The 12,688-nt window shown below is 73.3% G+C and carries 11 protein-coding genes; 3 read left to right on the forward strand and 8 right to left on the reverse strand.

Annotation, left to right across the window (positions count from 1 at the left end; genetic code table 11):
* Positions 1 to 2 precede the first annotated feature (2 nt).
* Both ACFP3R_RS12530 and ACFP3R_RS12535 read right to left on the reverse strand, forming a co-directional pair.
* Positions 3 to 1,994 (reverse strand): FAD-dependent oxidoreductase, encoded by a 1,992-nt coding sequence (locus ACFP3R_RS12530; protein WP_380635728.1) that lies wholly within the window; start codon positions 1,992 to 1,994, stop codon positions 3 to 5.
* Between the two features lie 5 nt (positions 1,995 to 1,999).
* Positions 2,000 to 3,592: an ABC transporter substrate-binding protein gene (locus tag ACFP3R_RS12535; protein WP_380635730.1), complete on the reverse strand. Its 1,593-nt coding sequence runs from the start codon at positions 3,590 to 3,592 to the stop codon at positions 2,000 to 2,002.
* A gap of 256 nt (positions 3,593 to 3,848) precedes the next feature.
* On the opposite strand from ACFP3R_RS12535, the gene ACFP3R_RS12540 reads away from it, so the two are divergent.
* Genes ACFP3R_RS12540 through ACFP3R_RS12550 form a run of 3 tightly spaced genes read left to right on the forward strand, consistent with a single transcriptional unit; the run spans position 3,849 to position 7,497 of the window.
* Complete coding sequence (locus tag ACFP3R_RS12540; RefSeq protein WP_380635732.1) at positions 3,849 to 5,855, forward strand: oxidoreductase; 2,007 nt, start codon at positions 3,849 to 3,851, stop codon at positions 5,853 to 5,855.
* Positions 5,856 to 5,860: 5 nt separating this feature from the next.
* Entirely contained in the window at positions 5,861 to 6,637 is a 777-nt protein-coding gene (locus ACFP3R_RS12545) for an IclR family transcriptional regulator (protein WP_380635733.1), read from the forward strand.
* Complete coding sequence (locus tag ACFP3R_RS12550; protein ID WP_380635735.1) at positions 6,634 to 7,497, forward strand: HpcH/HpaI aldolase/citrate lyase family protein; 864 nt, start codon at positions 6,634 to 6,636, stop codon at positions 7,495 to 7,497. The genes ACFP3R_RS12545 and ACFP3R_RS12550 overlap by 4 nt, the downstream gene beginning before the upstream one ends.
* Positions 7,498 to 7,661: 164 nt before the next feature.
* On the opposite strand, the gene ACFP3R_RS12555 is transcribed toward ACFP3R_RS12550, so the two are convergent.
* From ACFP3R_RS12555 to ACFP3R_RS12580, 6 genes are all read right to left on the reverse strand, one after another.
* Positions 7,662 to 8,828 (reverse strand): FAD-dependent oxidoreductase, encoded by a 1,167-nt coding sequence (locus tag ACFP3R_RS12555; RefSeq protein WP_380635737.1) that lies wholly within the window; start codon positions 8,826 to 8,828, stop codon positions 7,662 to 7,664.
* Between the two features lie 15 nt (positions 8,829 to 8,843).
* Positions 8,844 to 9,878 carry an LLM class F420-dependent oxidoreductase gene (locus tag ACFP3R_RS12560; protein ID WP_380635738.1) on the reverse strand — a complete coding sequence of 345 codons (1,035 nt, stop codon included), beginning with the start codon at positions 9,876 to 9,878 and terminating at the stop codon, positions 8,844 to 8,846.
* A complete protein-coding gene (locus ACFP3R_RS12565; protein ID WP_380635740.1) occupies positions 9,875 to 10,786 on the reverse strand; it encodes an alpha/beta hydrolase in 912 nt (303 codons plus the stop codon). The genes ACFP3R_RS12560 and ACFP3R_RS12565 overlap by 4 nt, the downstream gene beginning before the upstream one ends.
* A 20-nt stretch (positions 10,787 to 10,806) precedes the next feature.
* On the reverse strand, positions 10,807 to 11,526 hold the full coding sequence (gene fabG / locus ACFP3R_RS12570) for a 3-oxoacyl-ACP reductase FabG (protein WP_380635837.1): 720 nt from the start codon (positions 11,524 to 11,526) through the stop codon (positions 10,807 to 10,809).
* An 83-nt stretch (positions 11,527 to 11,609) separates the two neighbouring features.
* Positions 11,610 to 11,858 (reverse strand): acyl carrier protein, encoded by a 249-nt coding sequence (locus ACFP3R_RS12575; RefSeq protein ID WP_380635742.1) that lies wholly within the window; start codon positions 11,856 to 11,858, stop codon positions 11,610 to 11,612.
* Positions 11,859 to 11,884: 26 nt separating this feature from the next.
* The gene (locus ACFP3R_RS12580) at positions 11,885 to 12,682 is read right to left on the reverse strand and encodes an SDR family oxidoreductase (protein WP_380635744.1); all 798 of its coding nucleotides are present in this window, start codon (positions 12,680 to 12,682) and stop codon (positions 11,885 to 11,887) included.
* Positions 12,683 to 12,688 lie beyond the last annotated feature (6 nt).

Here is a 12,688-nt window from a genome sequence, read left to right on the forward strand (position 1 = left end):
GGTCAGATGTCCCTTCCGGCGAGTTCGCCTTCCCAGATGGCGTTGAAGACGCGGCGCGGCGACACGCAGTCGCCCACCGCGCGGACCGGCACGGACCCCTTGAGCGCGTGGAACAGCGCGTCGTCGGCCCGGTTGCCGGTGCTGAGCACGACCGCGTCGACGTCCTCGTGCGGGACGAGTTCGTCGGTCCACACGTCGCGCAGGACCACGGTGTCCTCCACGACCTCGGCCAGCTCGTGGTCGGTGATGAACCGGATGCCCTTCCTGCGGGCCCGGCGGTAGGTGGACTGGAGGTCGCGGCTGGCCTCCAGGTCGGGCGAGACCTGGGGCAGCCGGGTGACAAGGGTGACCGCGTGCCTGCGGTCGGCCAGGTACTCGGCGGCGACCAGCGGCTGGCGGGCGCCGGTGTCGTCGAAGATCATGACGCGGGGTCCGATCTCCGCCCGGCCCTCCAGCACCTCCTTGATGGAGTGGACGTTCCACTGGTCGACGCCGGGCACGGTCGTGCCGTCGCCCCAGGAGGCCGGCCGCAGCGAGCTCCAGCCGTGCTTGAGCGGGGTGGAGCCGGTCGCCACCACCACCTCGTCGTAGCCGGAGAGCAGTTCGGCCGCCTCCACCCGGTGCCCCAGCTCGACGTCCACGGAGGTCTCGCCGAGCTGCGAGATGAGCCAGTCGGTGATGCCCTGCCACTCGGCGTAGGTCTCGGACCGGCCGATCAGCCGGACCTGCCCGCCCAGCTCGGACTCCTGCTCGAACAGGGTCACGTGGTGGCCGCGCTGGGCCGCCGTGAGCGCGGTGCGCAGCCCGGCCGGACCGCCGCCGACCACGGCCACCCGCTTGGCGACGCCGACCGGCAGCAGCGTGCCGACGCCCAGCTCCGCCTCCCGCGCCACGGCCGGGTTGTGCACGCAGGCCAGCGGCGAGTTGACGATCGAGGCGAGGCACCAGTTCGCGCCGACGCACGGCCGGATCGAGTTCGCCTTGCCGTTGAGGGCCTTGTTGGGCCACTCCGGGTCGGCGATCAGGGTGCGCGCCATGCCGATCATGTCGGCGCCGCCCGAGGCCAGCACCTGCTCGGCCAGCTCCGGGGTGTTCATCCGACCGGCCACCACCACCGGCAGCTCCGGCACCGCGGCCTTGATCCGCGCGGTGTCCTCGACCTGGAACCCGGCGGGCTTCGGCGTGGCGCCGTAGATGTTCATCCGCTCCAGGTAGGTGCCCTGGGTGACCGAGATGTAGTCGACCAGGCCGGTGTCGGCGATCGCCCGCGCGATCCGGGTCCAGTCCTCGTTGGTCAGCCCGCCGGGCACGTCGCCGTCGTTGCCGTTGATGCGGACGCCGACGATCTTGTCCCGGCCGGTCTCCGCGCGGGTCTTCTCGATGATCTCCAGGACCAGGCTCAACCGCCGGTCGAAGTCGCCGCCGTAGCGGTCGTCGCGGTGGTTGGTCGCCGGGGAGAGGAACTGCCCGAGCAGGTAGCCGTGGGCCAGGCCGTGCACCTCCACGCCGTCCAGGTCGCCCTCGACGGCGTAGCGCGCCGCCAGGACGTAGCCCTGGACCAGCTCGTCGACCTCCTCGGCGGTGAGGACGTGCGGCATCTCCCGGTAGACGGCGCAGGGCACGGACGACGGCGCCCACACCGGCAGGCGGTTGACCTGGCCGCTGGTCTCCCGGCCGCGGTGCCACGGCTGGGCGAGCAGCAGGCAGTCGTACTCGCGCACGGCGGCGGCGAGCTTGCGGTAGTTGGGCACGACCGCCTTGTCGAAGGCGAAGATCTTGCCCTTGTACGGCTGGGTGGTGGGGTGGACCGCCATCGCCTCCATGGTGATGACGCCGACCCCGCCCCTGGCGCGCTCCGCGTAGTAGTGCACGTGGGCGTCGCTGAAGTTGTGGTCCTTCACCAGCTGGGTGCTGTGGGCGGTCATCCAGATGCGGTTCTTGGCCGTCTTCGGGCCGATCCGCACCGGGCTGAACAGGTTCGGGTAGTCGGTCATGTGGGTCATCCCCGCTTGAGGGTGTGGACGAACATCTCGCCGTTGGGCGCGTGCTGGTAGTTGGTGAACCCGGTGCGCACGGCGTGCACGAAGTCGCGGTCCACCAGGTAGATGAGGCCGGGGTTGGCGACCTGGAGCTCGGACGCCTCCTTGGCCAGCTCGTCGCGCTCGGGGCCGGGGCTCAGGGCGCCGATCCGCCGGGCGACGGCGTCCAGCTCGGCGTTGGCGTAGCCGAAGGTGTTGAGCTTGCTGAACGAGGAGTTGTAGAGGAACACCGAGTAGTAGGGGTCGGCGACGGCGGGCGGCTCCAGGTACAGCAGCGCCTGGAAGTTGCCGTCGTGGAAAATGGTGTTGATCTCGGTGGCGCTCGCCACGGTCTGGATCTTGACCTCGACGCCGATCTTGGCGAGCTGGTCCTTGAGCAGGATGGCGATCTGCTCGGCCTCCGGGCCGGGTCGAGCCGGGCTGATGTGCAGCGTGATCGACGGGGTGCCGACGCCGGCGCCCGCCAGCAGCTGCTTGGCCTTGTCGACGTCGTGGGTGTAGGTGCCCTCGGCGGTGTGCTCGATGCCGTACGCCTGGCTCAGGCCGTACCGGCTCGGCTTGTTGAAGCCCCGGTAGACGGCGTCCACGATCGTCTTGCGGTCGATGGCCAGCGAGAACGCCTGGCGCACCTCGGGCTTGCCCAGCACGGGGTCCGCCGCGTTGAGCACCAGCGGGATGCGGTCGGCCGAGACGCAGGTCTGCACCTCGACGCCGGGGGTCGACTTGAGCTGGGCGTACTGCTCGTACTGGAGGCCGGTGCCGTAGTTGGCGTTGCCGGTGGAGACCAGCTGGGCGCGGCTGGAGGCGTCGGGCACGGACAGGAAGACCAGCTTCTCGACGTCGCCGCGCGCACCGGTGTAGTTGGGGTTGCGGGACAGGGTGAGCCGGTCGCCGGCCACGAAGTCGTCGGGCCCCTGGGTCCACGGGCCGAAGGTCGCGCTGTTCCGGGCGACGTACTCCTTGCCCCACGGGTCGGCGTCGGTGACGTGCTTCTTGACCTCGGTGCTGTCCAGGACGCGGAACTGCGCCCAGGTCAGGATCGCGATGTCCATGGCGGACGGGTTGTCCATGACGAGCCGGAAGGTCTTGTCGTCGATGACCTCGACCGGGTCGGCGGCGTAGTCGGCGACGTCCTGCATCAGCGTGCTGGGCGTGCCGACCTTGAGCGCGATGAGCCGGTCGATCGTCCACTTGACGTCCGCCGAGGTCAGCTTGTTGCCGGCCGCGCTGGTGGCGTCACGGAGGGTGATCTTCACGGACTTGCCGTCGGCCGCGCGCTCGTGGGACTCGGCCAGCTCGCCTTCGAGCTGGTCGACGTTGGCCAGGACGTCGCACCCGGCCTTGTCCAGCTGCTCGGTGCCCCACCGGAACAGCGAGCTGCCCAGTTCGAAGCCGATGTTGCGGGACGGGTCGCCCTGGTAGTCGGCGGGGTCGAGGCTCGTCGGCAACCCGGACAGCGCGTAGGTGAACGTCGAGTCGACCGCCTGACCACCGCTGTTCGCACCGCCGCCGCCACCACCGCACGCCGTGGCGATGAGCGCGATCGCCGCCACCAGTGCGGCCGTTCGGGTGATTCCGAATGATCCACCGAATGACCGACTTGTCCGGGTCAGTGATCTTCTCGTCATCCGAAACCTCACCTTGTTCCGCTCAGTGGGAAGGAAGTACGCTCCTGTTCCACCCTGAGGAGTGACGGGCGACATGTCAAGGTCCATTGCTTGTCGATGCAAGGGCGTAACCAGCCGTAACCGGAATCGCCCGATCAGCCGTAGGCCCTGACCGGAACGGGGCAATCCAGGAGGAGGTGCGGTGAGGTCACCCGACAGACCGCTGGACGCTCTGCTCGCACCGGTCCGCGCGGGCAGGCTCGAACTGCGCAACCGGATCGTCATGCCGGCGCACACGACCAACTTCGCGGTGGACGGCCTGTTCTCCGAACGCCACCTGGCCTACCACCGGGCCAGGGCCGAGGGCGGTGTCGGCCTGATCATCACCGAGGGGATGCGGGTGCACCCGACGAGCCTCGGGCGGGCCAACACCGTGTCGGCGTTCGACGACCGCGTGATCGGCTCGCTGGCCGACCTGGTCGGCGTGGTGCACGCCGGTGGCGCGAAGCTCGCCGCCCAGCTGCTGCACGTGGGGCGCCAGGCGGGCGGGCACAACGTGCTGACCGCCGCGTGGGGCGCCTCGGCGCTGCCGTGGTCGAGCACCGCCGCCACCCCGCACCGGATGACCACCGACGAGATCGCCGAGGTGGTCGCCGCCTTCGGGGCGGCGGCCGCGCGGGTCGCGGCGGCCGGTGTGGACGCCGTCGAGGTCCACCTCGGGCACGGCCACCTGCTCCAGCAGTTCCTCTCCCCCGCGACCAACCACCGCGACGACGCCTACGGCGGCAGCCCGGCCAGGCGGCTGCGGCTGGCGCGGGAGGTCGTCGAGGCGGTGCTCGGCGCGCTGCCCGGCTCGATGCCGGTCGTCCTGCGGGTCAGCGCCGACGAGTTCCTCGACGGCGGCCTGGACCTGGAGCGGATGCTCACCGCCACCGAACTGCTGGTCCGCGACTACCGGTTCGACGTGCTGCACGTCAGCCACTCCGCCTACGTCGGCACGGTGAGCGTGGCGACCCAGATGGCGGACATGAGCTTCCCGCCCATGCCGTTCCGGCACCTGCCCCGCGCGTTCAAGGAGGCGTTCCCCGACCTGGCCGTGCTCGCGGTGGGCCGCGTGGACGACCTCGACAACGCCGCCGAACTCGTCGCGGACGGCAGCGCGGACCTCGTCGCGCTGGCCCGCCCGCACATCGCCCTGCCCACCCTCGTCGCCACGCGCACCGACCCCTCCGCACCCCCCGCCCGCGAGTGCATCGCCTGCAACCAGGGGTGCGCGGGCAGGCTCGAACTGGGCCTCGGCATCAGCTGCGTGGTCAACCCCGAGGTCGGCCTGGAGCGCGAGTGGGCGGCCCTGCGCGAGGCCGCGCGCCGCGCGCCGGACCTGCGCGTCCTCGTCGTGGGCGGTGGTCCCGCGGGTCTGGAGGCCGCGAGCGCCGCGGCGTCCGCCGGGCACCGGGTCACCCTGGTGGAGGGCGGACCCGAGCTCGGCGGCGCGTTGCGGCTGGCCGCGAGGCTGCCCGTGCGCGGGCGCTTCGGCCTGTTCGTCGACCAGCTCGCCGCCTCCGCGCGCCACCTCGGCGTGGACATCCGGCTCGGCGTGCGGGCCGACGCGGCGCTGCTCGCCCGGGGCTGGGACCACGTGGTGTTCGCGACCGGCGCCGGCGAGCCCGACGAGCCCGGCTCGGACTACCCGACCGTCCCGGTGGGCCGGGCGATCGACGAGCCGGGCCGCACCGGGCGGCACGTGGTGCTGGTGGACGAGGACGGCACCACCACGGCGCTCGCGCTGGCCGATCACCTGCTCGACGGCGACCGGCGCGTCACCCTCGTCACCGACCGCGCCGCGCTGTCCTGGCGCGTGCCGGTCTACTCCAGGCCGGCCCTGCTGGACCGGCTGCGCGGCAGGGGCTTCAGCGCGGTGCTGATGCGCGCCCCCGCCGGGATGGAGGGCGACTCTATGATCCTCACCGACCCGCTCTCCGGGCGTGCCCAGCAGGTGGAGGGCGTCTCGGCGGTGGTGTTCCTGCGCCCCCGCGCGGCGAACTCCGGCCCGCCCGCCCCCGACGGGGTGCCGACGACGACCGTCGGCGACGCCTACGCGCCGCGCACCGCGCTGGAAGCGGCGTTCGAGGGGCGCCTGGCCGGTCTGGCCGCCGCGCGGACCGACGAGGTGCGCACCGCGGCCGCCGCGCTGAGGGGGAGGTTGTGACAGGCATGGACGTCGAGAGGACCAGTGGGATGCAGTCGGTCGACCGGGTGGCCGCGGTGCTGTTGAGCTTCACCGGCGCGGACGTCGAACTCGGGGTCACGGACATCGCCGAACGGCTCGCGCTGCCCAAGAGCGCCGTGCACCGGGTGCTGGAGGCCCTGGCGAACTGGGGGCTCGTCGCCAAGGTGAACGAGCGCGGCAAGTACCGGCTCGGCCCGCGCGCCACCGAGCTGAGCCTGGCCGCCCTCGGCTCGGTGGACGTGCGGGCGCTCGCGCTGCCGGTGATGGAGGAGCTGCGCGACCTGACCGGCGAGACCGTGACGCTGAGCTTCGTGCTCGGCTCCCACCGCGTCTACGTCGCCCAGGTCGAGAGCCGCCAGGACGTGCGCATGACCGTCGAGGTCGGCAGGCGCGCCCCGCTGTACGCGGGCGCGTCGGGCCGGGCGATCCTGATGACGTTCAGCCCGGCCGACCTCGACCGCTACCTGACGCAGACGGAGCTGACGCCGCTGACCGAGCGGACCGTCCACGACGACCGGCAGCTGCGGGAGATCCTGGACGTCGACCGCGCCCGCGGCTACACCCAGAGCCTGGGCGAACGCGACCCCTACGCCGCGGCCGTCGCCGCGCCCATCACCGCCCGCGACGACGCGCGGGCCTTCGCCTGCTTCAGCGTGTGCGGTCCCACCGCCAGGCTGGGCGACGAGGTCAGGCGCAGCTGCGGCCCGGCCGTGGTCCACGCGGCGCACCAGGTCTCCGAGATGCTCAGGGGCGGCTGGTGACCCCACCCGCGCGGAGTTTCCTCTACGTCCCCGGCCACCGCGAGGACCGGCTGCGCAAGGCCGTCGGCAGCGACGCGGACGCCGTGGTCCTCGACCTGGAGGACGCCGTGCCCGCGGCGGACAAGGACCGCGCCCGCCGGGCCGTGCGCGCCCTGCTGGACGAGCTGCCGCCGGGCCGGTCCGCCTGGGTCCGGGTCAACGGCGAACCCGGCCTGGTCGAGGAGGACGTGGCGGCCGTCGCGTCACCCGCCCTGACCGGCATCTGGGTGCCGAAGGCGGAACCCGGGCCGCTGCGCCGCGCGCACGACCTGCTCACCGCCGCCGAACGCCGCCTCCACCTGCCCGCGGGGAGGCTGTCGGTCGTGGCGCTGGTCGAGACGGCCCTCGGGGTGCTGCGGGTGGAGCAGGTGTGCGCCGCGCCCCGCGTCGCGCGGCTCGGCGTCGGTGAGGCCGACCTCGCCGGCGAGCTGCGCCTGCGCCCCGACGACCGGCGCAGCGAACTGCACGGCATCCGCCTCCAGGTGGTGCTGGCCTCCGCCGCGGCGGGCCTGGCGGCGCCGATCGGCCCCGTCGAGACCGACGTGCACGACACCGCGCGGCTCGTGGAGACCACGACCACGTTGCTGCGCCAGGGTTTCCGCGCCCGCACGGCGCTGCACCCCCGCCAGGTCGAGACGATCAACGCCGTCTTCACCCCCACCCCGGCGGAGGTCGCCGAAGCCACCGCGCTGGTCCGGGGCTTCACCGGGGACGTCGCGGTGGACCGCACCGGGCGCTTCGTGGACCCGGCCGTCCTGCGCACGGCCCACGAGGTCATCGCCCGCGCGACCCCGCCGCCCCCCGACGCGCCACCCGGCTGATCGGGGTCACCGCCACCCGCGCGCCGGGACCGGCGTGAGCCGAGATCGACGTGAGCCCGGATCAACGTGAGCCGGGATCAACGTGAGGCCGGGACCGACGGCCCCGGGACGCGGGACCGGAGCGCGTCCCCGGCAGGCGCGGGACCACCCGTGCCGCCGCCCCGTCAGGAGGCGGGCACCGGCTCCGTGCTGAAGATCGGGTCGTCCCTCGTCGCCCCCGCCATCTTGGTGAAGAACTTCTCCACCTTCACCGGGTCGTCGGCGATGGCCCGCAGCACGCCCAACCGCCGGTCCGGCGCCAACCGCGCGACCGTCAGCGTGTCCTGGTACACCCCGGTGAACAACCGGGCCCGCTCGTCGGCGAACCGCCGCAGCGCCACCCCCAGCGCGGGCTCGTCGTGCAACCCCGCCCCGACGCAGTCCACCAGCAGCTGCGCCTGCCGGAACGCGTCGGTGATGCCGTTGGCCATGATCGAGTCCTTGTGGTGCCCGGCGTCCCCGACCAGCACCCAGCCCGCGCCGAACGCCCGCCGGAAGAAGTTGCGCTGCGCGCCGGTCCCGTACAGCCGCTCCGCCTGCGTCCCGTCGACCACCTGGGCGTGCAGCCCCGGCGCCACGGCCCGCAGGTTCTCCAGGTACGCCGCCATCGCGTCCATCCGCACGCTCGGGTACTCGGCCTGCGGGAAGTAGGCCGCCACCAGCGTCAGACCGTCGTGCGTCGGCACGCAGCCCGCCCACCTGCCGCGCGCCCCGTAAGCCTCGAAACCCGCCTGCACGTCCTCCCAGAAGGAGTAGTAGACGCAGGTCATCTCGGGGTCCTCGACCTCGTACTCGGCGCCCACCGCCGCCGCCACGCGGGAGCGCATCCCGTCGGCCCCCACCACGAGCCGGGCCCGCTCCTCGAAGCCGCGGCCGCGCACGCCGACCGCCCGGCCGCCCTCGTCGAACAGCACGTCCTCGACCCCGCACTCCGGGCGGAACTCGACCCCGGCGGCCACGGCGGCGTCGAGCAGGAGCCGGTCGAGCACGTACCGGCGCGGGGCGTAGGCGGCGCGGATGCCGTTGACCGGCATCGAGCACCCGACCAGCCGGACGTCCTCCACCTGGTGCAGCGCGGAGGTGATCGGCGGGCAGCCGGACACCACGAGCGCGTCGAGCAGGCCCCAGCGGTGCAGCAGGGCGATGCCCGGCTGGTGGATGTAGAGCGTGGAGAGCGTGTCGCGGGGGAGCTTGGCGCGGTCGAGCAGAAGCACCCGGTAGCCCGCGCGGGCGAAGAGCATGGCGGTGGGCGCGCCTCCGCAGCGCGCCCCCACCACGATGATGTCGTACACGGGACCTCCGGGGTCTCAGGCGCCGACGCCCGCCTTGTCCAGCGCGGTGGCGACGTCCTGGAGTGTGCGCACGCCCTCGTCGGCGTCGCGGACGAACAGGATGGTGGACAGGGTGGTGACGCCCGCGGCGGCGTAGTCGCGCAGGCGGTCGGCCACGCGGTCGACCGGGCCGAGCACCGAGGTCCGGTCGATGAACTCGTCCGGCACGGCGGCGGCCGCGGCGCGCATGCGACCGGCCAGGAAGTGGTCCTGCACCTCGGTGGCCGCGTCCGCGTAGCCCATGCGCGCGGCCAGCCTGCTGTAGAAGTTCTCCTCGCGGCTGCCCATCCCGCCCAGGTACTGCACGGCGTACGCGCGGACGCGGTCCACGCACAGGGAGACGTCGTCCGCCACCACCAGCGGCAGGTTGGCCACCACGTCGAACCCGTCGCGGACGGGTCCGAGCCCCGTGAGCTGGGCGGGCAGGAACTCCGGGTCCACGAACACCGCGTGCCAGCCGTCCGCGATCTCGCCCGCCAGCGCCAGGTTCCTCGGGCCCACGGCGGCCAGGTAGATCGGCAGGTGCGGGCGGGGCGGGCGCATGCCCAGGCGCAGCGGTTTGCCGGGGCCGTCGGGCAGCGGCAGCGGGTAGTGCTCGCCCTCGTGGGTGACCGGGCCCCTGGCCGCCAGGACCTGGCGCACGATCTCGACGTACTCGCGCGTGCGGGCCAGCGGCTTGCCGAACCGGGCGCCGTGCCAGCCCTCGGCGACCTGCGGGCCCGACACGCCGAGGCCGAGGTGGAAGCGGCCGCCGGACAGGACGTCGAGGGTGGCCGCGGTCATCGCGGTCATCGCCGCGCTGCGGGCCGGGATCTGCATGGCGGCGCTGCCCAGCCCGATCGTGGTGGTCTGCCCGGCCAGCCACGACAGCACCGACGGCGCGTCGGAGCTGAACGCCTCGGCCACCCAGGCGACCCCGAACCCGAGCCGCTCGGCCTCCCGCACCAGCCGCGGGAGGTCCCGGTGGTCGGTGCGGGGCCCGAGGTAGCGCAGGTTGAGCGCGAGTCTCATCCGACCTGTCCCATCGCCTTGCCCAGGAACTCCAGCACGGTCGTGCTGTAGTGGCCGGGGTCGACGGCGATGGGGCGCATGTGCCCGGCGCCCGGCACGACGACGACCTCCGCGAGCGGGTACGGCTCCGCCAGGCCGCGCACCTCGTCGACGCCCACCACCGCGTCCTGGTCGCCGACCAGGAACAGCATCGGCACGGTGGCGTAACCGGGCGTGGCGGGCGCGGGCGGCCAGTTCGGCGGGGTGGACGTGCTCGCCGCCGCCAGCGGGCGGAACACCGCGTCGAACACGGCGCGCGCGGGCGCGGCCCGGACCGGTTCGGGCACCGGCACCATGCCCGAGCGCAGCAGGTTGCGGATGGTGCGGTCGGGGTCGGGCGCCGGGCCGCTGTCGCACACCACGGCGTCGATGCCCGACAGCCGCCCCAGCGCGTGCAGCACCGCGAACGACGACATCGAGAACCCGTACAGCCCGAACCCGGCCCCGGCGTGCTCGGGCATGGCCTGGACGTGCCGCACGACCGCGATCAGGTCGTCGGCGAACCGCTCGCTGAACTTCGTCAGCCCCCGGTCGGTGAAGCTCCGGCCGTGGTTGCGGAAGTCGAACAGCACCACCGTGTACCCGGCCTGGTGCAGGAAGCGGGCGTGCAGCAGGCTGCGCGACTTGTCCAGGCCGATGCCGTGGCCGACGACCACCACGCGCGCCGGGTCCCCCTCGAACAGCCAGGCGTCCAGGGTCCGGCCGGGCACCGGGGCCGGCACCGGCAGGTCCCGCGCGGTGAGCCCGAACTCGGCCGGGCGCTTGGTGCGCTTGGGCCGCGGCGGGTGGCAGACGCGGTAGGCGACCAGGGCGGCCAGCACCGGCGCGATCGGCGCGGCCAGCACCCCCGGCAGGGGGGAACGCTTCACGGACGACTCCCTTGAGGTGGTCAGACGACGAGTCCGCCGTCGATCCCGAGCACCTGGCCCGTGATGTAGGCGGCGCGCTCGGACACGAGGAACGACACGAGGTCGGCGACCTCGTCCGGGGTGCCCGCGCGGCCCAGGGGCACCCGCTCCAGGATCTTCCCGCGCACCGCGCCGGGCAAGCCCTCGGTCAGGTCGGTGTCGATCAGGCCGGGCGCCACCACGTTCGCCCGGACGCCGTAGCGGCCGACCTCCTTGGCCAGCGCCCGGGTGAACCCGATGATGCCCGCCTTGGACGCCGAGTAGTTCGACTGGGTCGCGCTGCCGTGCACGCCGGCCACCGACGACGTGGTCACGATGCTGCCGGTGCGGCGCTTCATGAACGAGAAGATCGCCGCCCGGCACGCGAAGTACGTGCCGTCGAGGTTGGTGTCGATCACCGACCGCCAGTCCTCGTCGGTCATCCGCACCAGCGGGTTGTCCCTGACCACGCCCGCGCACGTGACGAGCGCCGACAGCGGCCCGAGCTCCTCCTCGGCCTCCGCGACGAACGCGCGGGCCTCGCCGGAGCTGGAGACGTCGGCCTTGCGCGCGACCACGCGCGCGCCCGACGTCCCCAGCTCCGCGACGAGCTCCTCCGCCGCGTCCGGCCGGGACCGGTAGCAGAACGCCACGTCGAAGCCGTCGTGGGCGAGGCGGCGCACCACGGCCCGCCCGATGCCCCGCGAGCCGCCGGTCACCAGCGCGACCGGTCGTCCGCGCTCCGCCGGCGCCTCCGCCGCAGCTCCCGCCGCCGCTTCCGCCGCCACCTCCGGTCCCGCCCCGGTCACGACGTGGCCGCGAGCTTGGCCGTGACCAGTTCGTGCACCCGGTTGAGGGAGGTGATCTCCAGCAGCTCCTCCTCGGCCATCTTGATGCCGTACTTCTTCTCCAGCCGCATGGTGATCTCCAGCGTGGTCAGCGAGTCCACCTCCAGCTCGGAGACGAAGTCCGCCGTGTCGGTGACCTCCTCGGGCTCCAGCTCGATGGCGTCGGCCACCAGCGTGCGCAGCTCGTTCTTGTCGACGTCGGCCATGGTGTGGGTGTCCTTTCCTAGTGCCCTCAGGCGACGATCGCTTCGCCGCCGTCGACGCCGATCACGTTCCCGGTGATCCAGGACGAGTCGGTCGAGGAGAGGAGGACGATCGCCTCGGCGACGTCCTCGGTGGTGGTGAGCCGGTCGTGCGGGTTGAGCGCGCGGGCGCGCTCGGCGACCTCCGCGCTGCCCGGGATCTTCCGCAGCGCCGGGGTGAGGGTGGTGCCCGCCCGGATGGCATTGACCGCCACCCCGTGCGGCGCCAGCTCCACGGCGAGCTGCCGCGAGTGCGCCTCCAGCGCCGCCTTGGCCGCCGAGACCGCGCCGTAGCTGCTCAGCACCCTGGTGCCGCCGGAGCTGGTCAGCGACCAGACCTTGCCGCCCCGGGGCAGCAGGCCCTCGGCGAGCAGGTCCTGCGTCCAGTAGACGAGGCTGTGCGCCATCACGTCGAGCGTCATGGCCATCTGCTTGGCCGTCACGCCCTTGGGCGCGCCCTCGGTCGGCAGGAACGGCACCAGCGAGCCGAACGCCACCGAGTGCAGCACGACGCGCGTCCCGACGCCGCCGGTCAGCTCCTTGATCGCCGGCACCAGCTCGGCGCGGGTCTCGCGGGCGGCGACGTTGCGGTTGAAGAAGTGCGCCTCCACGCCCAGCTCGCGCAGCTCCGCCGCCAGCTCGTCGGCGGCCTCCTGCCCGTCGGCCATGTCGAAGTGCACGCCGATGACGTGGCAGCCCTCGGCGGCCAGCGCGCGGGCGGCCGCGCGCCCCATGCCGCTGGACACGCCGAATATCAGCGCCCAGGACCCCTTCAGCGTTACCAGCACGTTCAA

This window comes from Saccharothrix lopnurensis (assembly GCF_042658445.1).
GTDB classification, from domain to species: domain Bacteria; phylum Actinomycetota; class Actinomycetes; order Mycobacteriales; family Pseudonocardiaceae; genus Actinosynnema; species Actinosynnema lopnurensis.

Coding starts and splice junctions, on each gene's coding strand:
- ACFP3R_RS12560 (WP_380635738.1), bottom strand. CDS start 9,878: ATGAGACTCGCGCTCAACCTGCGCTACCTCGGGCCCCGCACCGACCAC.
- ACFP3R_RS12545 (WP_380635733.1), top strand. CDS start 5,861: ATGGACGTCGAGAGGACCAGTGGGATGCAGTCGGTCGACCGGGTGGCC.
- ACFP3R_RS12575 (WP_380635742.1), bottom strand. CDS start 11,858: ATGGCCGACGTCGACAAGAACGAGCTGCGCACGCTGGTGGCCGACGCC.
- ACFP3R_RS12530 (WP_380635728.1), bottom strand. CDS start 1,994: ATGACCGACTACCCGAACCTGTTCAGCCCGGTGCGGATCGGCCCGAAG.